Origin of the sequence: Pseudoalteromonas sp. S2721 (genome assembly GCF_005887425.1) — a bacterium.
In the GTDB taxonomy this organism is placed as follows: Bacteria; Pseudomonadota; Gammaproteobacteria; order Enterobacterales; family Alteromonadaceae; genus Pseudoalteromonas; species Pseudoalteromonas simplex.
Genome location: NZ_PNCZ01000011.1, coordinates 15,349 through 37,570, shown reverse-complemented (window position 1 = coordinate 37,570; position 22,222 = coordinate 15,349). Strand labels below are relative to the sequence as shown.

At 42.2% G+C, this 22,222-nt stretch carries 18 protein-coding genes; 4 read left to right on the top strand and 14 right to left on the bottom strand.

Translation table 11 applies throughout. The features are described from left to right. The first annotated feature begins 74 nt into the window (after positions 1–74). The gene (locus tag CWC02_RS05240; RefSeq protein ID WP_054552483.1) at positions 75–278 is read left to right on the top strand and encodes a hypothetical protein; all 204 of its coding nucleotides are present in this window, start codon (positions 75–77) and stop codon (positions 276–278) included. A gap of 23 nt (positions 279–301) precedes the next feature. On the opposite strand, the gene CWC02_RS05235 is transcribed toward CWC02_RS05240, so the two are convergent. From CWC02_RS05235 to CWC02_RS05190, 10 genes are all read right to left on the bottom strand, one after another. Then, positions 302–1,210, bottom strand: coding sequence for a hypothetical protein (locus CWC02_RS05235; protein WP_138616862.1), 909 nt, complete (start codon positions 1,208–1,210; stop codon positions 302–304). Between the two features lies 1 nt (position 1,211). After that, entirely contained in the window at positions 1,212–1,811 is a 600-nt protein-coding gene (locus CWC02_RS05230) for a PilN family protein (protein WP_138616859.1), read from the bottom strand. Beyond that, positions 1,804–2,346, bottom strand: coding sequence for an RNA polymerase sigma factor (locus CWC02_RS05225; protein WP_138616857.1), 543 nt, complete (start codon positions 2,344–2,346; stop codon positions 1,804–1,806). The genes CWC02_RS05230 and CWC02_RS05225 overlap by 8 nt, the downstream gene beginning before the upstream one ends. Before the next feature lie 121 nt (positions 2,347–2,467). Beyond that, positions 2,468–3,385 carry a hydrogen peroxide-inducible genes activator gene (locus tag CWC02_RS05220; RefSeq protein ID WP_054552479.1) on the bottom strand — a complete coding sequence of 306 codons (918 nt, stop codon included), beginning with the start codon at positions 3,383–3,385 and terminating at the stop codon, positions 2,468–2,470. Positions 3,386–3,461: 76 nt separating this feature from the next. After that, positions 3,462–4,730 carry an inorganic phosphate transporter gene (locus CWC02_RS05215; protein WP_054552478.1) on the bottom strand — a complete coding sequence of 423 codons (1,269 nt, stop codon included), beginning with the start codon at positions 4,728–4,730 and terminating at the stop codon, positions 3,462–3,464. Between the two features lie 43 nt (positions 4,731–4,773). Next, on the bottom strand, positions 4,774–5,451 hold the full coding sequence (locus tag CWC02_RS05210) for a TIGR00153 family protein (RefSeq protein WP_054552477.1): 678 nt from the start codon (positions 5,449–5,451) through the stop codon (positions 4,774–4,776). 150 nt (positions 5,452–5,601) lie between these two features. Continuing rightward, on the bottom strand, positions 5,602–6,303 hold the full coding sequence (phoU, locus tag CWC02_RS05205; protein ID WP_138616855.1) for a phosphate signaling complex protein PhoU: 702 nt from the start codon (positions 6,301–6,303) through the stop codon (positions 5,602–5,604). Between the two features lie 47 nt (positions 6,304–6,350). Continuing rightward, on the bottom strand, positions 6,351–7,178 hold the full coding sequence (gene pstB / locus CWC02_RS05200; RefSeq protein ID WP_054552475.1) for a phosphate ABC transporter ATP-binding protein PstB: 828 nt from the start codon (positions 7,176–7,178) through the stop codon (positions 6,351–6,353). 26 nt (positions 7,179–7,204) lie between these two features. Next, positions 7,205–8,854: a phosphate ABC transporter permease PstA gene (pstA, locus tag CWC02_RS05195; RefSeq protein ID WP_054552474.1), complete on the bottom strand. Its 1,650-nt coding sequence runs from the start codon at positions 8,852–8,854 to the stop codon at positions 7,205–7,207. 15 nt (positions 8,855–8,869) lie between these two features. After that, positions 8,870–11,104 carry an ABC transporter permease subunit gene (locus CWC02_RS05190; RefSeq protein WP_138600186.1) on the bottom strand — a complete coding sequence of 745 codons (2,235 nt, stop codon included), beginning with the start codon at positions 11,102–11,104 and terminating at the stop codon, positions 8,870–8,872. Positions 11,105–11,452: 348 nt separating this feature from the next. On the opposite strand from CWC02_RS05190, the gene CWC02_RS05185 reads away from it, so the two are divergent. The 3 genes from CWC02_RS05185 to ppx all read left to right on the top strand — a co-directional run bounded on the left by CWC02_RS05185 (position 11,453) and on the right by ppx (position 15,680). Then, positions 11,453–11,959 carry a glycine cleavage system transcriptional repressor gene (locus tag CWC02_RS05185; protein ID WP_138616853.1) on the top strand — a complete coding sequence of 169 codons (507 nt, stop codon included), beginning with the start codon at positions 11,453–11,455 and terminating at the stop codon, positions 11,957–11,959. Between the two features lie 159 nt (positions 11,960–12,118). Beyond that, the gene (gene ppk1 / locus CWC02_RS05180) at positions 12,119–14,200 is read left to right on the top strand and encodes a polyphosphate kinase 1 (RefSeq protein WP_055198967.1); all 2,082 of its coding nucleotides are present in this window, start codon (positions 12,119–12,121) and stop codon (positions 14,198–14,200) included. Next, complete coding sequence (ppx, locus tag CWC02_RS05175) at positions 14,193–15,680, top strand: exopolyphosphatase (protein WP_138616851.1); 1,488 nt, start codon at positions 14,193–14,195, stop codon at positions 15,678–15,680. Before ppk1 ends, ppx begins: the two co-directional genes overlap by 8 nt. Positions 15,681–15,709: 29 nt before the next feature. On the opposite strand, the gene CWC02_RS05170 is transcribed toward ppx, so the two are convergent. The 4 genes from CWC02_RS05170 to CWC02_RS05155 all read right to left on the bottom strand — a co-directional run bounded on the left by CWC02_RS05170 (position 15,710) and on the right by CWC02_RS05155 (position 22,181). Continuing rightward, positions 15,710–16,165, bottom strand: a complete 456-nt coding sequence (locus tag CWC02_RS05170) for a hypothetical protein (protein ID WP_138616849.1) — start codon at positions 16,163–16,165, stop codon at positions 15,710–15,712. Positions 16,166–16,307: 142 nt separating this feature from the next. Beyond that, on the bottom strand, positions 16,308–19,412 hold the full coding sequence (locus tag CWC02_RS05165; RefSeq protein ID WP_138616847.1) for an efflux RND transporter permease subunit: 3,105 nt from the start codon (positions 19,410–19,412) through the stop codon (positions 16,308–16,310). Further along, positions 19,409–20,866 (bottom strand): efflux RND transporter periplasmic adaptor subunit, encoded by a 1,458-nt coding sequence (locus CWC02_RS05160; protein WP_138616845.1) that lies wholly within the window; start codon positions 20,864–20,866, stop codon positions 19,409–19,411. Before CWC02_RS05160 ends, CWC02_RS05165 begins: the two co-directional genes overlap by 4 nt. Next, positions 20,859–22,181, bottom strand: a complete 1,323-nt coding sequence (locus CWC02_RS05155) for a TolC family protein (protein ID WP_138616843.1) — start codon at positions 22,179–22,181, stop codon at positions 20,859–20,861. Before CWC02_RS05155 ends, CWC02_RS05160 begins: the two co-directional genes overlap by 8 nt. Positions 22,182–22,222 lie beyond the last annotated feature (41 nt).

Here is a 22,222-nt window from a genome sequence, read left to right as displayed (position 1 = left end):
TTATTATATTAAACATACTAAGCATAACTTAACATCGTTAAGTCCATGTATTGGCGGTATAATGGAGAAAAGTGATGACACAACTAATCGTTTTGTTGCTGATTGTAAATCTAGGGATAGCGTATCAATGTTACCGTAATGCGAGCTTAAAAGGGTATCCGGTAAAAACCTTTACAGGGTTAGGTTTAGTACCTTACTTTAACTTAGTCGTGTGGGTTTACTTGTTGTTTTTACCCGACTTAAAACCATTTTCAATGAATGAAAAGCAGCCACTTTAGGCTGCTTTTTTAGTTGGGAGAATTTAAAAACTATAACTTGATGCTTTTTCGAGTAATTGCGCGGCTTTTATATCGCCAACCACACACTTTTTAATGTCTGACTTTTTAAACACTTTTACTTGTTCAGTTTTACCTTCGCTAACACCACGGATGATAAAGCTCACATGTTCATCGTTAGGCAGGCTTCTTAAACCGCTACCATAATCACATAGAGTCAGAGATAAGCTTTTATCTACTTGCTGTGCTAGGGCTGCTAGCTGTTGCTTTTGCTCTTTTACGCGGGCTTGTTTTTTCTCAGCTAACTCTTTGCGCATTTGCTGCTGCTTTTGTGATAACTTTAGCTGTTGCTTTTCAAGCTCTTTAATCGATGCTTGTAATGCTTGTTTACGTTTTTCGAGCTCTTGCTCTTTGGCATCTTTATCGTGGCGACGATCAAATTCAAGGTCGCGCTTTTCACGTTCAAGATCACGGATTTCACGGCTCACATCGCGCTCTTGCTCGGCAACTTCACGCACTCGTTCTGCACTTTCGCGCATCACTTCCATAGCTTGTTGGTAGGCTTCTTGCGTTTTCACTACCACCGCATCGCTGATCACTTGCACATGCTCGCCTAGTACTTCTATTTCAGTGAGTTCTTCAAAATCAATATCAGGCATTGGTGGCAACGGCGCATCGGGCACAGAGGCAAACACTGTAGACCAGCGTGAACTGCCTCGTACATCAAAACTAAACACCACGCCTTGATGCTGCAAATAACTCGAAGAGACATTCCTTACCTTGTTATCAGTATCTTGTTTTAACGCCGCTGAGAGAATCTTTTCCATAATCCCGACTTCACGCTGAATTTTATCCAATTCATCATTTGCTTGTGCTTGCACACTTACTGCTGCGAAAAGCAATAATGCAGCCGTAGTTGATTTGTATTTTGACATCTTAATACTCCAAATTGTTGGCAACGGTTGGCAATGGTCCGCCTTCCACTTGCTCTGCTAAATCATTTAACTGCATACGTAAGTACGCTTGGTCTTGGGCACGCTGTGTTTTGATATAAGCCAGCACGCTGGCAATATCTTCTTGGCGCTCTACTCGCCCGGTTCTAATCGCTTCTTTGGCCAGTTGGTACATCTGCTGTTGCTGCACTTCGTTTTGCGCAGTAATGATATTTTGTAACTGATCAATTTGCTTTTGTTGTGACTCTAATAAATTGGTTTGCTTGGCCACTTGCTCTAGTAACTGCTGGTTTCCTTGCTGTGGATTACTAACAAAAACCCACGCGCAAAATACTATTGACGCAGCCACTGCCCACACCCCAGCACCAAAAAACAGACTTTGTTTTTGTACTTTGGGCATCGTAGACTCTCTATCCCAATTTGGTACGGGTACCGTTTCATACTGTTGACTTTGTTGTTGCCACTGCATTGCATTGTTCATCATTGATGCATACTCAGCATTGGCTTGTAGCAACGCAATTTGCTCTTCAGTGAGGCTTTCGCCTTCTAACCATGCGGTAAATAATGAATCTAAATTAGCCATCTACGGCCTCCAAATGCACTTTTAACTTGCCTAGAGCACTGTATAGTCTTGATTTAGCTGTATTGGTCGAAATACCTAATTGCTCAGCGATTTCTTCAAATGTACAGTGCTGAAAAAACTTTAACTCCACCACCAAGCGTTGCTCCCAGGGTAAATTGTTCATCATTACTTTGAGTTCATGATGCTGCTCAGATTGCAGTTGATTGGTTTCTAACTCACTATGCTCGCAGGTTTCTTCTGGTATATCGTCTAAACCTTGATGCAGCTTACGGCGGCGGTAATATTCAACACTACGCCTATGCACAATTTGATAGAGCCAAGTATTGAAACTCGATTCACCACGAAAGCTCGGTAAGCTTTTATAAACAGAAATAAACACTTCTTGCATTAAATCCATTGCATCATCAGGGTGACTTAACATCCTTAGGCAATAGTTATATACCTGTGTTTCGTGCTGCTTGACTAATTTCAACCACGCCCGTTTATTACCCTGTTGCGCTTTAGTAATTAGTGTTTCAAGTGATTGAAAAAACAAACTAGCCTCGTCATCTGATCTGCCTTTAATGGTTTTGTTATTATGTTAGTCGAGGGAAGGAAAAAAATAGTTTGCTTAAATAATAAAAAACCCCAAATATTTTTTATTTGGGGTTTTTTGTTCATTGACCGTCTAAGCTACATTGCTTATTGAGAAACAGCTCTAGCTGCTGGCTAAATAGCCTAAAGTCTCTGATCCGGCCCGTGGTTTTACGCCACACGATACCAATATCTCGGTATGCATCATTTTGCGATGGTGTTGCGACCATCTCTTTTTTATCTAAAATGCCTGCATTGATAGCCATTTGTGGTAAAAAAGTAACACCAAGCTGGTGTTCAACCATACTTAATAGCGTATGTAAGCTTGCCGCTTCAAATGGGTTAATACAACTTGAGCGATTCAAGTGGCAAGCACTTAGTGCATGGCCAGTCATGCAGTGCTCACGTTCTAGTAAGAACACACTCGCATCCGGTAAAAGATTAAAATCTTCCACACCATCTGCTGGAGTATAATCTTTATGATGCACTAGGCTGAAGTGATCTTTAGCAAGTACTTGTGTATGAAACTTTTCAGTGTCATACGGTAAAGCCAGCAATGCCATATCAATTTGCCCATGTTCAAGTTTGTCGAGCAGTTTGTCACTGGTGTCTTCAACTAGCACTAGCTCTAACTCGGTAAAGGTCTGTTTGCAGAAATGATATAAAGGTGCAGCAATAAAGCTGGCAATCGTCGGGATCACACCAAGCGTGAGAGTGCCACTCAAAGGCGTTAAAAAACTCTTTGTCAGCTCTTTAAGGCTAAGGGTGTCGTCAATAATCTTACGTGCTTTTTCGACGACCTCTTCACCAATTGCGGTAAACATTAAGCTGCGGTTTTCACGCTCTATAAGTTGGCAACCTAAGGTTTCTTCTAAGTTTTGAATTGCACTACTTAAGGTTGATTGACCAATAAAACAGGCGCTTGCTGCGCGGCCAAAGTGTTGGTGTTGGTGGACTGCTAATAAATACTGTAGTTGTTTAATACTTGGTAAGTTATTCATTCTCTACCTGCAAATAAAAAGACCCCAATACCTAAGGCATTGAGATCTTTTCAAGCTAAAAGTCTTTTAGTACTTTTTATACCCCGAAGGCAGTTCTCAGTACATAGAAAATAACAATAGCAAGGGCTGCGCCAACTGGCAATGTAATTACCCAAGAAACTACAATGTTTCTTACAACACCCATGTTAAGAGCCGCAATACCGCGTGCCATACCAACACCTAGTACCGCACCTACAAGTGTTTGCGTAGTAGAAATAGGTAAACCAGTACCTGATGCGATAACAACTGTTGAAGCAGCAGCAAGTTCAGCAGCAAAACCACGGCTTGGTGTTAAGTGCGTGATGCCTTCACCGATGGTCTTAATTACCTTCTTACCTAAGATAGCAAGACCAGCAACAATACCTAAACCACCTAGTGGTAAAATCCACCATGCGATAGCCGCTTTCTTAGCGATTTCACCGTTGTGCTCAACAATGTTTACAACAGCAGCTAATGGACCAATCGCGTTAGCAACGTCGTTTGAACCGTGTGCGAATGCCATACAACATGCTGTTAGTACCATAAGTACTGCGAACACTTTCTCAACGTTGTTGAACTGCATTTTCTTATCAGCTTTAGGATCGATTTTAAGGCGAGCAATCGCAATCTTACCGATGATAGCAACTACAACAGCAATCGCGATAGAAAGCGCATAACCTTCAACAGCACCTAAGTTAATACCGATATGCTTCAAGCCTTTCTTGATTGTTACAAGTGACATGATGAAGCCCGCTAGACCCATATAGATAGGCACGTAACGCTTAGCATTTTTAAGTGGTGCATCAGTGTCAAAAATTAGCTTTTGCGCACTCATGAAAATCAAATAAGCAATAAAACCAGAGATAGCAGGGGTAACAATCCAGCTACCTACGATACCCATTACCTTGTTCCATTGGATTGCTTCACTACCTACTGCAACCAATGCGAAACCAATGATGGCACCAATGATTGAGTGAGTCGTAGATACTGGCCAGCCTAAGAAAGAGGCAATTAATAACCAGCTACCTGCAGCGAATAATGCGGCAATCATACCGAGTATCATTAACTCAGGTATGTCCATAAATGGCGTGGCATCGATAATCCCTTTACGGATTGTAGATGTAACCTCACCACCGGCAAGGTATGCGCCAGCGAATTCAAACACCATCGCGATGATGATTGCTTGTTTAATTGTAAGTGCTTTTGAGCCTACTGATGTACCCATTGCATTGGCAACGTCATTTGCACCAATACCATAAGCCATAAAGAAACCGACTGCGGCGGCAGTTAAAACCAATAACGTGCCGTAATTTGCAATGATATCCATTGTGTGAACCTTTAATTTTTTTCGTGTTTGAACTGATTTTTAATTAACGAGCTAACATCAGCTCAAGACGAGAACCTACGCGCTCTGCAATATCTGCAAGCTCGCCCACCCACTCAATGATCTTGTATAAGAACATCACGTCGACTGGGTTAAGTTCATTTTCGATGGCGCGCAATTGACGGCGAATTTTGATCTGCATGTCATCCGTGTCTTGTTCAATAGCGTCCAATTCAACGAGCATTTTTTCAACTAAAGTCACTTCGCGACCTTTGAAGCCCGTTTCAAGCAGCTCATCTAGCTCATTGATTGCTTTTGACGCTTGTTTAGTCGCATCAACACAACGAGTTACATAAGCAAGGAAATCTGTTTGGATTTCGGTAGGTATGATCATCTCACGACCAACTACACGACCTGCGATATCTTTTGCTTTGTTAGCAATTTTGTCTTGTTGAGTAACAAGCTCTAGCAAATCGGTACGCTCAACTGGCATAAATAAGCCACGAGGTAGTTGAAGGCGGATGTTACGTTTCATTTCATCAGCTTCACGCTCTAAATTACGAATGTTTAAACGGATTTCTTCCGCTTCTTGCCATTCTTCTTTAAACACGTGATTAAAGAAAGGGATCAATGCTTTACTTGCTTGATGTACTTTCTTAATGTGATCTTCCATAGGCTTAATAGGTGATTTAGCAAAAACCCCTAAAAATGCATTTGTAGGCATAACTGACCCTTTATAAATTAGTATGCTTTGGCAGCTGCGAATTTTACAGCATTGTGTTCGATTGTGAACGCTTTTTCTGCCTTACATCAGCAATAAAACACAAAGCGGCCCTAGGGCCGCTCGATTTAATAATGAAAAGTAGCGGCTTAATTACAGCGACTTTTCTATATCTGCTTGAGATGTATGACGAATATCTTTACCGTTAACAAAATAGATGATGTATTCAGCAATATTCTGGCAACGGTCGCCAATACGCTCTAATGAACGTACTGACCACACTAAATCCATAATTTTCGGGATTGAGCGTGGATCTTCCATCATATATGTCATGATTTGACGAGTAATTGCTTCATATTCACGATCAACTTTAGCGTCTTCTTTATGTACTTCAAACGCACATTGCACATCCATACGTGCAAATGCATCAAGTACATCATGAAGCATTTTTGATACTAGACGCCCCATGTTTTCAATGTTTACCAGTAAGTCTTGCTGATCTTTAGTGAATGAGTCTAGCGCAACTTTAGCAATACGCTCAGCTTCATCACCAATACGCTCTAAATCGGCAATTGTTTTTGCAATGGCAATGACAAGACGTAAGTCACTCGCTGCCGGCTGACGACGAGCAATAATGCGTGTACATTCTTCGTCAATATTCACTTCCATTGCATTTACTTTATAGTCGTTTTCACGAACTTTCTGTGCAAGATCTGCATCACCATTGCTAACAGCATCCAGTGCACTGTTTAGTTGTTGTTCAACTAAACCACCCATGTTTAATACATGGTTACGCACATTTTCAAGCTCTTCATTAAAGCGGCCCGAAATGTGTTTATTGATATTATGTTCCATTGTCTACCTCTATAAATTTCGTTTACGGTACCAAGTAACTTTATTAACTAACCGTAACGGCCTGTAATGTAGTCTTCTGTCTTCTTCTTGCTTGGTGTTGTAAATAACGTATTGGTATCTGAATACTCAATCAACTCACCCATGTACATAAACGCAGTTTGGTCTGATACACGAGCAGCCTGTTGCATGTTGTGAGTAACGATTACCACGGTAAACTTATTCTTTAAGTCGTTAATTAGCTCTTCGATAACTAAAGTAGAAATTGGATCTAGTGCCGATGTAGGCTCATCCAGAAGTAGTACTTCAGGCTCGATAGCAATTGAGCGAGCAATTACAAGACGCTGTTGCTGACCACCCGATAGGCCAAATGCACTATCGTGTAAACGGTCTTTAACTTCATCCCATAACGCCGCGCCACGTAAAGATTGTTCAACCACTTCGTCTAGTTTACGCTTTTCTTTAATACCTTGTAAGCGTAGGCCATAAACGACATTTTCGTAGATTGATTTTGGAAATGGATTAGGACGTTGGAATACCATCCCGACATTTCTTCGTAGTGCAGCAACATCTACATTCTTATCATAGATATTGTGACCATGTAGTAAGATCTCACCATCAATACGACAACTATCAACAAGGTCGTTCATACGGTTGATACAACGTAAAAGTGTTGATTTACCACAACCCGATGGACCGATAAATGCTGTTACCTGACCTTTCGGGATGTTCATATTTACGCCGCTAAGCGCTTGTTTATCACCGTAGTATAGATCTAAGTTTTTAATCTCTAACGCTGTTTGCTCTGCAGTTAGGTTATCTAAATCTAGCTTTGCCGCGCTTTTCGCTTGGTTTACTTGTGGTGCAACTGTAATCATCTCTGTCTACCTATAAAAATTCTGTATTAATGCTCAAGAGCTCTAAACTTTTCGCGTAAGTGGTTACGAATACCAATCGCGGTGATATTCAGGGCGATAATTACTGATACCAGTAAGAATGCCGTGGCATATACCAGCGGACGAGCCGCTTCTACGTTAGGGCTTTGGAAACCAACATCGTAAATGTGGAAACCTAAGTGCATAAATTTTCTATCTAAATGTATGTATGGGAAGTTACCGTCAAGAGGCAGTGTTGGTGCCATCTTAACAACACCAACAAGCATGAGTGGTGCTACTTCACCGGCTGCACGTGCAACCGCTAAGATTAAACCTGTCATAATCGCAGGGCTTGCCATCGGAATGATGATGCGCCATAGCGTTTCTGCTTTTGTTGCGCCAAGTGCTAATGAACCATGACGAACCGTACTTGGTATACGTGATAAACCTTCTTCTGTCGAAACAATAACAACAGGCAGCGTTAAAATTGCGAGCGTTAAAGCAGACCAAATCACACCTGGCGTACCAAATACTGGGCTTGGCGACGACTCAGGGTAGAACAATTGGTCAATACTGCCACCTAGCATGTATACAAAGAAACCTAGACCAAATACACCGTATACAATCGAAGGTACACCTGCAAGGTTGATTACCGCGATACGGATCATCTTAGTTACGGCATTTTTTGCTGCGTATTCATGTAAGTAAATCGCTGCAACAACACCAAACGGCGTCACAATCACTGCCATTAGTAATACCATGAACACGGTACCGAAAATTGCCGGGAATACACCACCTTCAGTGTTTGCTTCACGTGGGTCATCTGCTACAAACTTACCAAGTTGTACAAAGTAATGACCAAGCTTAGCAAAGAAGCCCATGTCATTAGGGAACCACACATCAAGAACTTGATACAGAGGTAAAGTAACCACTTCACCGCGCATGTCTCTCACAGTTACTTGGTCACGCTTTGCTTCTTTACGAAGTGCAAATAACTGCTTTTCTAACACTGTGTATTCAGCACGTAACTCAGCACGAGTTTGTGCAAGCTCAGCAACACGCTCATCGGTTAGTTCGTTATCAAGCTGGTATGCTTTTTCTTTTAAGCGTAAACGCTCAAGTTCATAGTTAATATGACCAATATCACCATTTTGTAAGTCTAACGCTTGGTCATTTAGGTCAACAGCACGCTCTACAAGATCATAAAGCACATCGATTTTGTTATCTGTGATAACTTCACCGTCTTTAATAACCTGCTCAACATAACCGTAAAAGTTACCGTTTTTGCTACGTTCGAATACTGCAAGCTCTGCTGGCGCAGTACGCGATGTAATGTCTGTCTCTAGTACCCAGCGGAAATCGAGATCAACATACTCACGGTTACCGGTTTTGATTAATAAGCGCTCTAGCTGCTCTTTGTCGTAATGAGATAAATCAACGCCCGTCGCCTCAATACGTGATTTTGCAACTAGTTCACGGTCATAAATTTCACCGATCACTGTTTGTTTTGCAACTGAACCTTGCAGCTCAAATTGCACTACTTCTGATGGCCAGAAAAAGCTTAAACCTTTCCAAGCAATCATGGCTAGTAAGCCAAGAACCGAGATTAAACTGATGCTTACCGCACCGCCGGTCATCCAAATCCAAGGAGAACCAGACTTAAACCACTGCTTTACCATGTCGTGTCTCTCCACCTACATTGAACTGTATTTTTCACGCAGTTGCTGACGAACAAACTCAGCCACTGTGTTGAAAACGAATGTGAATATGAATAATACAAATGCTGCTAAGAATAGGATGCGATAATGCGAGCTACCTACCTCAGACTCTGGCATTTCTACCGCGATATTCGCTGCAAGTGTTCTCATACCCTGGAAGATACTCCAGTCCATAATAGGTGTATTACCTGTTGCCATTAGTACAATCATTGTTTCACCTACCGCACGGCCTAGGCCCATCATTACTGCTGAGAAGATACCTGGGCTTGCTGTTAGTAGTACTACGCGAACCAATGTTTGCCATTGCGTTGCACCAAGTGCTAATGAACCGTTTGATAAGTGCTTAGGAACACTGAATACCGCATCTTCAGCAATTGAGAAGATAGTTGGGATAACAGCAAAGCCCATCGCAATACCAACAACTAGTGAGTTACGTTGGTCGAATGTCATACCTAATTCATTGGTTAGGTACTGACGCACATTACCGTCAAACATCCAAAGCTCAATTGAGTTACTCATCGCAAACGATAACCAGCCAATAAAGATAACCACTGGGATAAGTAAAATTGAATGCGAACCTTCAGGAATACGGTGACGAATTGACGCCGGTAGTTTGTTCCAGCCGAATGCAGTTAATAAGATACCAATTGGCAGCAACACCAATAATCCGACAATCGCTGGTAAATGTTCTTCAATTAATGGTGCTAACCAAAGACCTGCTAAGAAACCTAAGATTACCGTTGGTAATGCTTCCATAATTTCTACAGTCGGCTTAACCACTTTACGTAATTCACTCGACATAAAGTACGCCGTGTAAATTGCCGCTGAAAGCGCAATGGGTACCGCAAATAACATTGCGTACATTGCAGCTTTAATCGTACCGAATGAAATTGGCACTAACGAGAACTTAGATTCAAAGTCATCACTTGCAGAGGTTGATTGCCAAATATAACCCGGCTCTGGATAGCCTTCGTACCACACTTCTTGCCATAATGCAGACCAGGTTACTTCTGGGTGCTCGTTATGGATTTCAATCACTTTTAACGCGTCATCAGCAAGAATCAGTGCCGCATTTGAACGTGGTGAAATAGCAAAGTTTTGAATTGGACCGTCGCTTACTTTACCTTGCCATAGTTTTGCATCACTGGTTGTGTAATAAATACCAAGCTCACCGTTAGCACCCGCTGTGAAGAAGGTACGACGATAGAACTCAGTAAAAATATTTAGTTTCGATTGCTTGCTGGTTTCAAATGCACGAATCTTTTGGAACTCACGGCCATTTTCAGTGTTTACTTCAAACCACTGTGATACTTCGCCATTATCGTTAGCAAGCATCAGTGAGTTGGCACCCGCTAATAGCTGAGTTGAAACTAGGTTCGCGTTTTCTTCGTTAGCTGCAAGCAGTTGGATTTGCTCAACTTCAGAAGGGTAACGGGTATCATATACGTAAATTTGATTCGCTGAACGCACGAATGTACGTGTTGTATCAGGTGAAATTAATAGCTCATCAACACGACCTTCGATATCAAGTTCTGTGCGCTCAACAACCCACTCAACTTCGCCGGTGAACATGTTTTCTTCACCCACAAAGCTGCTAAATAAAACGCGCTTGTCAGCGGTTAAAGCAACAACAGCTGTTTTATCTTCGTAGTGGCTAAATGCAAATTTAGTGATTGCCGCACCTTGATCGTCAACCTCAAGCGCCATATCACCGAGCGGGTAATCTAAACGTGGTGTTAATTGGCGTTGGTTGTTCGGGAATGTCACTAAGAATTTTGGCGCAACCACAACAACAGAGCCATTCTCTAGGCCGTATGCGTATTGCCCCTGAAACGGTGCAGAGCTTGCAAAGCTGCTTACATCGCTTGGTAATTCTGTATTAAGAGTGGTGATCTTTTTACCAAATTGCTCTTTTTCAACATTGTAAAAGTCCACATTACCTTTTTCACCGAGTAAAAAGGCAACTTCTGTTTGCTCTTCAATGCCAAGGCCAACAACTTCTGACGCATTTTGTAGTTTTACACTATTACGTGTTTCTACTTTTGCTGATTCAAAAATAGGTTGAACAACATAAAGAAGGTAAAAGAATATGAGTAGCAGTGCTACAAGCACCATTACGCCACCCGCGGAAATACCCCACTTGGCAAACCTGTCTTTAAATAGACGGCTTCTATCCGTATGAAAGGTAGGTTTATTCGGATTGGAAGTCATCAAAACACCCTTAAAACTTAACGTTGCGCGAATTATATTTCACCAAGATGACAGTAATGTTACAAACGTCATAATTCAGTGTAATAAAGCGAGTATTTCAGGGACGTATTTTAAAGTTAAAGAATGACCAAAATAAGTCATTGTGGAGCACTTTTATTACAGTACCACAATCAAGCTAACAAATTGTTATAACTAATTTTTTATAACTACAGTGAAAAAATTGGACAAACATTAAAACAGCATCAATACTCAATGAGACTTATTTTTTTCAACAATAAGAATCATTTTTAACCAACGCCTCCTCCCTTTTATTGCATTTTTCTGAGGCTTTTTTATAGAGATTTAAGTATGAAGCAGTTAGTAATTACTATTTTAGGGCCAGACAAACCCGGCCTAGTTGAAGATATTTCTGCCACAATTTTAAACCATCATGGTAACTGGCTGACAAGTAATTTGAGCCACCTTGCAGGTCATTTTGCCGGAATTATCGAAGCCGCAGTACCTGAAGAGCATTTGCAAGAATTACAAGATGCTCTTCACAGCTTACCTTATCTTGAAGTTCGAATTGAACGTGGAACTGATACCTTGCCTGATGTTCCGTCTGAGGAAATTAACTTCGTGATTACTGGTAATGACAGACCAGGCATTGTACAAGAGCTAGCCAGCGTTATTCGTCACAAAGGAGCGAATATCACTCACCTAAATTCAAAACAACAAAGTGCACCTAACTGGGGCGTGCCAATTTTTAGTGCTGTTGCCACCGTCGCTTTGCCAATAGGCATGAACAAGGACGAAGTAATCACGGCACTCGAGTCTATTACCACAGACTTAATTGTTGATATTGAGGACGCATAACAAGCAAGTTTATAGGGATATTTAAACTTAAACTAAGCTTTAAATTAATGACATACATGTCACATAACTGACATGTATGTCATAAAAGTGATAAATACGTCACATAAACGTCATCTGCATCCTCTATATTCTAACTAGCTATAAACGTTGGAAAACCAGATGAACGCATCACATTCTTCTTCTCAAGCCGTTAACTACTTTGCCAAAGAGCTAAGTTGGCTGTCTTTTAATGAACGCGTGCTGCAAGAAGCTAAAGATAAATCGAACCCGATTATTGAGCGCATGCGCTTTTTAGGTATTTACTCAAACAACATGGATGAGTTTTTTCGTGTTCGTGTTGCCGATGTAAAACGCCGCATATTACTTAATAAAATTCCTGATGCGAACTTTGAAGAAGACGAAATATTACTTCATCAGATCCAAAGTAAAGTGCTCCAACTTGGTAAAAAGTTTAACCAAATTCATAAAGACATTTTAAATGACTTAAACGAGCACAATATTCACGTTGAGTTACCTGAGGAGTTATCTGAATTTCACTTGAGTTGGCTTAAAAAATTCTTCCATGACAATGTACTACAACACATATTACCGATTTTACTCTCTGAAAAGAAAGACTACTCAGATCAAATCAACGACACCATGACCTACTTGTTTGTCGAGATGACTAACCAAAAAAGTCATTATGCCATGATGGAAGTACCAACCGACCGCGTATCTCGATTTGTTATTTTGCCACCAGAGAAAACGCGCCGTCACAAAACCATTGTGATGCTAGATGACATCATCGCCTACTTTATTCGCGATGTGTTTAGCAGCTTTTTTAGTTTTGATGATATTCAATGTTATGCCATCAAATTGACCCGTGATGCCGAATACAATTTAGATGACGAGCTTGAAGAAGGCTTGCTCGATAAAATGTCAAAAGGTCTAAAACAACGTATTTCTGCAGAGCCTGTGCGCCTTGTTTATGACGAGAGCATGCCAGCTGAGATGCTTAAAGTGATGAAAAAGCGCCTTAATATAAGCCAACATGATGCGTTGATCCCCGGCGGTCGTTACCGTAATTTCCGCGATTTTATTGCGTTTCCGAATGTTGGCCGTCAATATTTAGAAAACAAACCACTGCCTGCATTACAAAGCACGGCTTTTAACAATCATTCAAGTGTGTTTGATGCCATTTCAGAGCAAGATATTTTACTGTATTACCCCTACCACACCTTTAACCATTTACTTGAATTTGTACGCCAAGCTGCTTTTGACCCAGATGTAACCCAAATTAAGGTCAATATTTATCGCGTTGCGAGTCAGTCTCGACTTGTCTCTACGCTTATTAATGCAGCAAAAAATGGCAAACACGTCACCGTTATGGTTGAGCTGAAAGCGCGCTTTGATGAACAAAACAATATTGAATGGGCAAAAACCCTAAGCAATGCAGGCGTTAAAGTGATCTTTGGTATTCCTGCGTTGAAAGTACACAGTAAGTTATGCGTTATTCACCGTAAAGAAAAGAACAACATAGTGAAATATGCCCATATAGGCACGGGTAACTTCCACGAAAAAACCGCCAAAATCTACACTGACTTTAGCTTATTCACCAAGTTTGAGGGCATTAGTGAAGAGTGCGATAGTGTGTTTAAGTTTATCGAAAGCAGCTATAAACCATTTCAATTTGATCATTTGATGATTTCGCCAGTCAACGCAAGACAAACTATTATGTCGCTAATTGATGCTGAAATAACCAATGTAGAACATGGTAAGGCTGGCCGAATTACGCTAAAAATAAACAACCTTGTTGATAAAGAGCTGGTTGATCACCTCTACTTTGCCGCAAGACGCGGTGTGAAAATTCGCATTATTGTGCGAGGCATGTGCTCGTTAGTGCCCTCTGCCGTTAACGAAAATATTCGTATTATTAGTATCGTTGACCGCTTTTTAGAGCACCCTCGGGTGATGGTGTTTCATAATAATGGCGACGAAAAGGTTTATATTTCATCGGCAGACTGGATGACTCGAAATCTTGATCACCGTGTTGAAGTCGCCACTCCGATTTATGATGAAAAACTAAAACAACTGATTATTGATATTCTTGAGCTACAGTTTAAAGATAGATCAAAAGCGCGCATAATCGATAGCGAACAAAAAAACAGCTATGTGCGCCGTGGCAATCGTAAAAAAATTCGCTCACAAATTGCCATTTATGACCACCTTAAAAAATGGGAAAGTAACTATAATAATGAATGATTATCCCTCAATTGCTGCCGTTGATTTAGGCTCAAACAGTTTTCATTTAGTGGTGGCAAGAGAGGTCGATGGCTCTTTGCAAATCTTACACAAAGAAAAGCAGCGCGTTTATTTAGCTGATGGCTTAGATGATAAAAATCATTTAAGCCAAGAAGCAATCGAACGCGCGTTGGCGATTTTGAAGCAATTTGCCACTACCCTGCAGGACTTTCCCCTTGAAAATGTTAAAGTGGCCGCCACTTACACATTACGCCGCGCGAAAAACATTCATTCGTTCTTAACCCAAGCAAGTAAAGTGTTTCCTTACCCAATTGAAGTAATATCGGGGCAAGAGGAAGCGCGTTTAATTTACCAAGGTGTTGCCCATTATATTCATCACGATGAAAATCGCTTAGTCATTGATATCGGCGGCGGCAGTACCGAACTCATCATTGGTAAACACTTTAAACACAAGTTACTTGCTAGTCGCAACATGGGCTGTGTTAGCTATACCAAGCAGTTTTTTGCAGATGGACAAATCACTGCTAAGCGCTTTGCCAAAGCCGAAGTTCGCGCAGAGCAAGAACTCGAAGTGATTTTTGCCAATTACTTATCGGCTGGCTGGCAATCTGTGGTGGGAACATCTGGCACAATTAAATCTATCCTTGCCATGATCAATGCAAACGATGCAGAGCAAGAGCTAATTACTTTAGAGCGGTTATTAGAACTAAAAACCCAGTTTATTGCAGCTAAAAAAATACAAGCGCTGCAAATTGAAGGTCTTACGCCTGAGCGGCAAGTGAGTATTTGTGGTGGTTTAGCCATTTTAATCGCGGTATTTAGGCTATTTAAAATCGAAGCGATGCAGTACAGCGACTTTTCACTGCGTGAAGGCCTGCTTCATGAAATGCAGCAAAAGCTCGCCCATAAGGATATTCGCACAAATACCATAGAGAATTTATCTGAACGTAACGCCATAGATAAAGAGCATGCTAACCGCGTCTCGACAACTGCAAAGTGGCTGTTTGAACAAGTAAAAGAGGCATGGCAACTTACCGATCCTGACTATATCAACTTGCTAGATTGGGCCGCGCAGCTGCATGAAATTGGCTTAGGGGTTAATTCATCAGGGATACATAAGCACAGTGCGTATATCGTTGCGAATAGTCAGTTGCCTGGCTTTACGCAGCAACAACAAATCTTGCTTAGTTGCATGATCCGTTTTTATCGTAAAAAAATTCGTTTAGAAGAGTTTCCGGCGCTGCACACCATGCAGCATTATGAAATATTGCAGCTTATTGTGATTTTGCGCTTAGCGGTACTTCTGAACCAAAAACGTATTACCGATCAAGGTTTTAAACTTGAGGTAACAGCCAAGCAAAATAGTATGTTCTTAAAGTTTCACAATAAGTGGCTTAAAGAACATACCTTGCTTTTAGCTGACTTACAGCAAGAGCAAAAATACCTTAAAAAGGTCGGTTTCTTACTCGATTTTCATTAAGCTGATTAATAGATTATTAGATTAATCGATTACATATCCATATGGCGGTTTGAGCTTTGCATCATTTGCTTAAGGCCTTGATGTTCAAGCTCAAGTAAACGTTCGAGCTTTTCTTTACTTTGCTCTGTATCAGCTCGCGATACCAAGTATTCATATAAGTCGATTACTTTTTGGTGTTGCGTGGTTAAGTAAACCTGAATCGCCTTTTCATCAATGCGCTGATCAGTGCTGATATCGTTAAAAGTAATTAGCTCTGGGTTTTCAGAAAAATACTCATAGCAATAGGTATCAAGCGTGTTTATTTCTGTAATGGCTTTAAAGCCAACGAGATCTTCTGCTAGTTTCTTCTCATATTGCAGGTAATAATCCACCAGCATTTGATTATGCTCGTCCAATAAGTCTTTAACACTGTGGAAGTTGGCTGCCATTTGAGTATGAAATAACACGGTCCAATCATAAACTTGTTGTATTGTTTTAACTTGCATGTGCATTCCTTATTAAAATCAATTTAATATGGCTTTGCATAAATCACACCAGCAATAAAACCTTTTATTTTCAGTGTTTTAAAAATAAAGTGTGTAACTTGCAGCAAGTAAAAGCGTACAAGTTACACACTGGCTGTAAAATTTATAGGTAACGTTTACGCCATATAAAATAAAGCGCAGGTAACACAAGTAGCGTTAAAACTATGGCACTGAGCATCCCACCGACCATAGGCGCGGCTATTCGGCTCATCACCTCACTACCCGTTCCAGTGCCATAAAGCACCGGCAGTAACCCAATGATAATAGTGGCAACTGTCATCATTACAGGCCTAACCCGAAGGCCAGCACCATTGATGATTGCTTGGCGCAGCTCTGTAACCGTAAACTGCGATGATTGCGCTTTGGCATCTTGATACGCTTGATTGAGATAAACCAGCATGATCACGCCGATTTCGACGGCAACCCCTGCTAAGGCAATAAAACCAACCCCAACAGCAACCGAGAAGTTAAAACCTTCAAGGTACATCAGCCAAATACCCCCTATCATTGCAAGCGGTAAGGTCAGCATGATCATTGCCACCTCAATAAAGCTTCTAAAATTGAGGTATAACAACACCACAATGATTGCCAAGGTGAGTGGCAATACATAACTGAGTTTAGCTTTTGCGCGCTCCATATATTCATATTGCCCCGCCCACGTAATTGAATAACCGGCAGGTAGCTCAAGTTGCTCATGCAGCGCTTGTTGCGCACGCTCAACATAACTGCCGATATCACTGCCTTCAATGTCGATTAAGCTCCAGCCATTAATACGTGCATTTTCACTTTTAATACCCGGTGGGCCATCTTCGATGAAGACATGGGCAACATCAGCCAATGCGATACGCTGTCCGTTTGGCGTCACAATCGGTAACAACTTAAGCTCTTCTGGCGAGTCACGATAATCTTGCGGGTAACGCAAGTTAACTGGGTACCGCTCTTGCCCTTCAACCGTTTCAGTCACATTCATACCACCAATAGCGGTGGCAACTACCTGTTGCACATCAGCAATGTTCAAACCATAACGCGCTGCCTTCTCACGGTTGATATCGACTTTGATGTAGCGACCACCGGCAACCCGCTCTGAGTACACCGAAGCTGTGCCCGGTAAATCTTTTAAGATGACTTCAATTTGCTCACCGATTTTTTGAATTTCACTCAGCTTTGGCCCTGCTACTTTAATCCCCACAGGGGTTTTAATACCAGTCGCCAGCATGTCGATTCGCGTTTTGATCGGCATAACCCACGCATTGGTAAGCCCTGGGAACTTAACCAGGTTATCGAGCTCTTTTTTCAGTTTCTCGGTTGTCATGCCCTCGCGCCACTGTGACTTTGGCTTTAACTGAATAAAGGTTTCGATCATGGTGAGTGGAGCCGGATCTGTGGCAGTATCCGCACGACCAACCTTACCAAACACCGACTCAACTTCTGGAACACTGGCAATTAGCTTATCGGTCTGTTGTAAGATTTCACGGGCCTTACCAATTGAAATACCTGGGTACGTAGTAGGCATATACATTAAGTCGCCCTCATCAAGAGGAGGAATAAACTCGCTACCAATTTTATTAACCGGATAAAAGCCGATAACAGCCAACACTAAGGCCAGTAGCAATGTTGTTTTCGGCGCTTTTAATACTGCATTTAACAAGGGTTTATAGGCTGCCACCAATAAGCGGTTTACAGGGTTTTTCTGCTCCGAAATAACCTTACCGCGGATAAAGTAGCCCATTAATACCGGCACAAGTGTAATCGCTAAACCAGCCGAAGCTGCCATCGCATAAGTCTTTGTGTAAGCCAGAGGCGAGAACATGCGTCCTTCTTGTGCTTCAAGAATAAACACCGGCATAAAGCTGACAGTGATAATCAATAAACTAAAGAATAACGCGGGCCCGACTTCTGCGGCTGAGTCCATCACTACTTGCCAACGATTTTCATCGGTCAGTGGGGTTTTCTCCATATGCTTATGCATATTTTCTATCATCACGATAGCGCCATCTGTCATTGCACCAATGGCAATCGCTATCCCGCCAAGCGACATGATATTGGCGTTTATACCTTGCCAATACATCACCACAAAAGCCGTTAAAATACCCATTGGCAACGTGATAATGGCTACGATCGATGAGCGTATATGGAATAAAAACACTACACACACTAAGGCCACGACAATTAATTCTTCAATTAGCTTTGAGCTTAAGTTATCAAGCGCTTGGGTAATAAGGTTTGAACGGTCGTACACAGGGATGATTTCAACGCCCTCAGGCAGACCTTTTTTGAGCGACTCTAGCTTTTCTTTTACTAGTTTGATGGTTGCTTCGGCGTTTTCTCCAAAACGCATCACCACTACACCACCAGTTACTTCGCCCTCACCGTTTAGTTCGGCAATACCACGGCGCATTTGCGGCCCAAGTTTTATATCAGCCACATCACGTAATTGCAGTGGCGTGCCATTGGCATTAGTACCCAGCGGAATGGCCTCTAAATCGGCGACACTTTTAATATAACCTGTGCTTGATACCATGTATTCGGCTTCTGCCATTTCGACCACTGAGGCACCGCGCTCTTGGTTACCTTGCTTAATTGCTGTTTGAATTAAACTTAGCGGAATACCATAAGCACGCAATTTATCGGGGTCGACATTAACCTGATACTGCTTAACCATACCACCAACAGACGCTACTTCTGATACGCCCGGCACCGTTTGCAGCTCAAACTTTAAAAACCAATCTTGCAGGCTTCGTAGCTGGCTAATATCATGCTTACCGGTTTTATCCACCAGCGCATACAAGTAAATCCAGCCTACCCCTGTTGCATCAGGGCCAAGTTCAGGCCTCGCTGAATCCGGTAAGCGAGCACTTACTTGACTCAAATATTCTTGTACTCGACTACGGGCCCAGTAAAGGTCGGTGTCTTCATTAAAAATAACGTATACATAAGAGTCACCAAAAAACGAAAAACCCCTTACCGTTTCAGCACCCGGCACCGACAACATGGCTGTAGTGATAGGAAACGTTACTTGGTCTTGCACCACTTGTGGCGCTTGTCCTGGGTAAGATGTTTTTACAATAACCTGTATATCAGATAAGTCAGGCAAGGCATCAACTGGGGTATTCTTTAAAGAAAACATCCCAAAACCTGCCAACATTAAAGACAGCAGTAATACAAAGAAGCGATTACCGACTGACCAACGGATCACGGCAGCTATCATTGCATTTCTCCTTGCATAGGGTGGCTCATGGTCATGATGTCAAAAATCACAAACTCGCCGTCCACCAATTTAAAGGTAAAATGCACTTCATCATCGCTTTGCAAACTAGACATATCGATGCGCGGCGAAAAATGAAATTCCATAGTTGCAGCCCCGCGCCCCCACTTAGGGATGGCTTCGCGACTAATCACGGCAGTACGGGCTTCGCGATCAATGCTGTTGATCACGCCATTCACCATTGCGCTCTCGCTATCTGGTTCTTGCATACGCATAAAGTCAGAACTCTTACTTGATTCGGAATCTATTAAGAACTGCGCTGAAACCACAACGATATCGTCTTTCAATAAGCCTGATAAAATTTCGACATCATGATTATCACTACGGCCTAGCGTCACAGCCACTGACTTAAAGCGCCCTTCACCTAAATCAATCACGACACGGTCTTGGCTACCGGTGCGGATCACCGCTTCTTTGGCTATCACTAATTGCGGCTCAGTTGGCTTAGTAGTAATGCTCACTTCAGCAAACATATTCGGTTTTAATAAGCCATCTTGGTTAGCAAAGCGTAAACGCACGCGCAGGGTACGGTTTTTCTCATCAAGGGTTGGATAAATATAATCGACATTGCCTTGCCAGCGTTTGCCCGGTAAGTAGTCTAAGCTCATCGTCACTGGCAAGCCTTTATGAATAAGCCCTGCTTGGCGCTCAAAAACTTCAGCCTCAACCCAAACCTCTTCTAGGTGAGCAATACTCATCATGGTTGTGCCTGGTTTCACAAAGAAACCTTCGCGGATATTTAGCTCATCCAATACGCCACTTTGCTTGGCATAAAAGGTAATGTTCTGTCTGACCTTTTGGCTTTGCTCTAATCGCACAATAAAATCGTCAGAAACATTCAGTGAGGCTAAGCGTGCTTTTGCCGCACGTATAAGCACCGCATTGTTACGTTTTAGGGCAAGCAGTAGCTCTTCTTGCGCATTCACTAGCTGTGGAGAATATAAGGTATAAAGTGGCTCGCCTTGCTTCACTTGGTCACCAGCGGCTTTTACATATAAGGTTTCTATCCACCCTTCGACACGAGGGTGAATATGCACGAGTTGGTCTTGGTCGTATTGCACATAACCAACCGTATCAACCGTCGTTTGTAATGATTTAAACCTTACGGGTGCTGTTCTTACCCCTAAGTTATTAACGACTGCAGGTGAGATCCTCACAGTACCCGGGCTGTCTTCAGCGCTACTTTGCTCCTCATAAACGGGCACTAATTCCATACCCATTGGTGATAAACCCGGTTCATCACGGCGGTAATTACTGTCCATGGGCGCCACCCAATATAGCGGCTTTTTCTCAACGCTTGGCATTTGTGCATGCTCTGGCTCAGCCAATTTATTTACAGCCGTTGCCAATGCTGCACCTACCGCCAAAGCGATAACTAATTTCACTGTGTTATTCATTGCTAGCTCCTTGGCTTTGTGCTGCATTTATTTGGTTATCTTTTGCTGCTGCGTAATAATTAAGGCGAGCGAGGGTTATTTGTTTATCAATTTCGATATTCAGCGCATCAATTTTTGCGTTAAGTTCGCTAATGCGAGCACGCATCACTTCTGAAAAGTCACCATCATCATTGGTGTAAGCATTTAACGTCGCCTCAGCTTGCTCTGCCATTTGCGGTAATAGCTGCTGTTGATACAGTGCTTTGCGCTGAGCAAGTCGGCTTAGTTGGCTAAGCTCTTTAAAATACTGACCTTGCAGTTTCTGTAGAGTAATAAGCTTGTTGGTTTTTACCGCCTCGGCATTAGCTATTGCGGCATTAACTTGTTGATCTTGAAGGTTATCAGTAAACAGCGGTAAATCAATACTCACCCCAATAGAGAATAAATCAGCGCGAGAGTCACCCATCGGGGTATCATCACGATAGCCATAGCCTAGGTTCATACCAAATTGCGGCTTATACGCTTCTTTCGCCACTTGCACTTGGGTGTTTTTGGCACGCATAGCATGATCAATAGCGATAATTGCCGGATGATTCATCAGCACTTCAGTCACCCCCGATGGTGCAAGCTCTTGATAAGGCATTACTGCGGCCACCTTGGTATTTTCATCGCTCACTGCACCGTTTAGCATTTCAATAGGTAGCCATTGAGCTAGTCGCTTTTTGGCACTATCAAACTGTTGCTCTAACATCACCAGCTTATCTTCAAGCCGAGTCAGCTCTAGCTGGGCGCGAATAATATCCTGCTGGCGAGTCGCACCAAGTGTATTGGCATAGCTTGCTTCTGTAATATCAATAAGTTGATTAAATAAGGCTTTATCTTGGTTGATCAGTTGAATGCTTTTTTGTGCGCGATAGGCATTTAGCCATGCTTCGCTAACAATAGCTTTAACCTGTGCTTGGCGGTCTGCTCTAAGCCAAGGGTATTGCTCAGCCGATTGCTTTAAAGCTTGTTGCTGTAAGGCAAGACTATCACCTCGGCTAAATTGTTGTGACAAGCCCACTTTGAATTGCGTCATACCCTCTTGGTCAAAGGCAAAGCCATCGGTTGGTAAGTTCATGAGTCCAACGGTTAACACAGGGTCTGGCAAGGTACCTGCCGCAATGCTTTGCGCTTCTATCGCCTGTTGCTGGTATTTATTTGCCTGTAACCAAGGCTCGTGAGTCAATGCATAATCAATCACCTGATTGAGTGCCAACGGCTCTGCTTTCACTAAACTTGAGGTTATCAATACTGCGCCTAGAGAAAGCGACTTAATCAATTTGCTGTGAATCATCACATGCTCCAAAAATCTTAAAAACGGTTAAAAAACAATAG

What these genes read in the sequence shown, in the direction of transcription:
- ppk1 (WP_055198967.1), top strand. Translation starts at nt 12,119, where the DNA reads ATGAACGCATCACATTCTTCTTCTCAAGCCGTTAACTACTTTGCCAAA.
- pstB (WP_054552475.1), bottom strand. Translation starts at nt 7,178, where the DNA reads ATGATTACAGTTGCACCACAAGTAAACCAAGCGAAAAGCGCGGCAAAG.
- CWC02_RS05155 (WP_138616843.1), bottom strand. Translation starts at nt 22,181, where the DNA reads ATGATTCACAGCAAATTGATTAAGTCGCTTTCTCTAGGCGCAGTATTG.
- pstA (WP_054552474.1), bottom strand. Translation starts at nt 8,854, where the DNA reads ATGGTAAAGCAGTGGTTTAAGTCTGGTTCTCCTTGGATTTGGATGACC.
- CWC02_RS05190 (WP_138600186.1), bottom strand. Translation starts at nt 11,104, where the DNA reads ATGACTTCCAATCCGAATAAACCTACCTTTCATACGGATAGAAGCCGT.
- ppx (WP_138616851.1), top strand. Translation starts at nt 14,193, where the DNA reads ATGAATGATTATCCCTCAATTGCTGCCGTTGATTTAGGCTCAAACAGT.
- CWC02_RS05220 (WP_054552479.1), bottom strand. Translation starts at nt 3,385, where the DNA reads ATGAATAACTTACCAAGTATTAAACAACTACAGTATTTATTAGCAGTC.
- CWC02_RS05185 (WP_138616853.1), top strand. Translation starts at nt 11,453, where the DNA reads ATGAAGCAGTTAGTAATTACTATTTTAGGGCCAGACAAACCCGGCCTA.
- CWC02_RS05165 (WP_138616847.1), bottom strand. Translation starts at nt 19,412, where the DNA reads ATGATAGCTGCCGTGATCCGTTGGTCAGTCGGTAATCGCTTCTTTGTA.
- CWC02_RS05160 (WP_138616845.1), bottom strand. Translation starts at nt 20,866, where the DNA reads ATGAATAACACAGTGAAATTAGTTATCGCTTTGGCGGTAGGTGCAGCA.
- CWC02_RS05215 (WP_054552478.1), bottom strand. Translation starts at nt 4,730, where the DNA reads ATGGATATCATTGCAAATTACGGCACGTTATTGGTTTTAACTGCCGCC.
- CWC02_RS05170 (WP_138616849.1), bottom strand. Translation starts at nt 16,165, where the DNA reads ATGCAAGTTAAAACAATACAACAAGTTTATGATTGGACCGTGTTATTT.
- CWC02_RS05210 (WP_054552477.1), bottom strand. Translation starts at nt 5,451, where the DNA reads ATGCCTACAAATGCATTTTTAGGGGTTTTTGCTAAATCACCTATTAAG.
- CWC02_RS05230 (WP_138616859.1), bottom strand. Translation starts at nt 1,811, where the DNA reads ATGGCTAATTTAGATTCATTATTTACCGCATGGTTAGAAGGCGAAAGC.
- CWC02_RS05240 (WP_054552483.1), top strand. Translation starts at nt 75, where the DNA reads ATGACACAACTAATCGTTTTGTTGCTGATTGTAAATCTAGGGATAGCG.
- phoU (WP_138616855.1), bottom strand. Translation starts at nt 6,303, where the DNA reads ATGGAACATAATATCAATAAACACATTTCGGGCCGCTTTAATGAAGAG.
- CWC02_RS05235 (WP_138616862.1), bottom strand. Translation starts at nt 1,210, where the DNA reads ATGTCAAAATACAAATCAACTACGGCTGCATTATTGCTTTTCGCAGCA.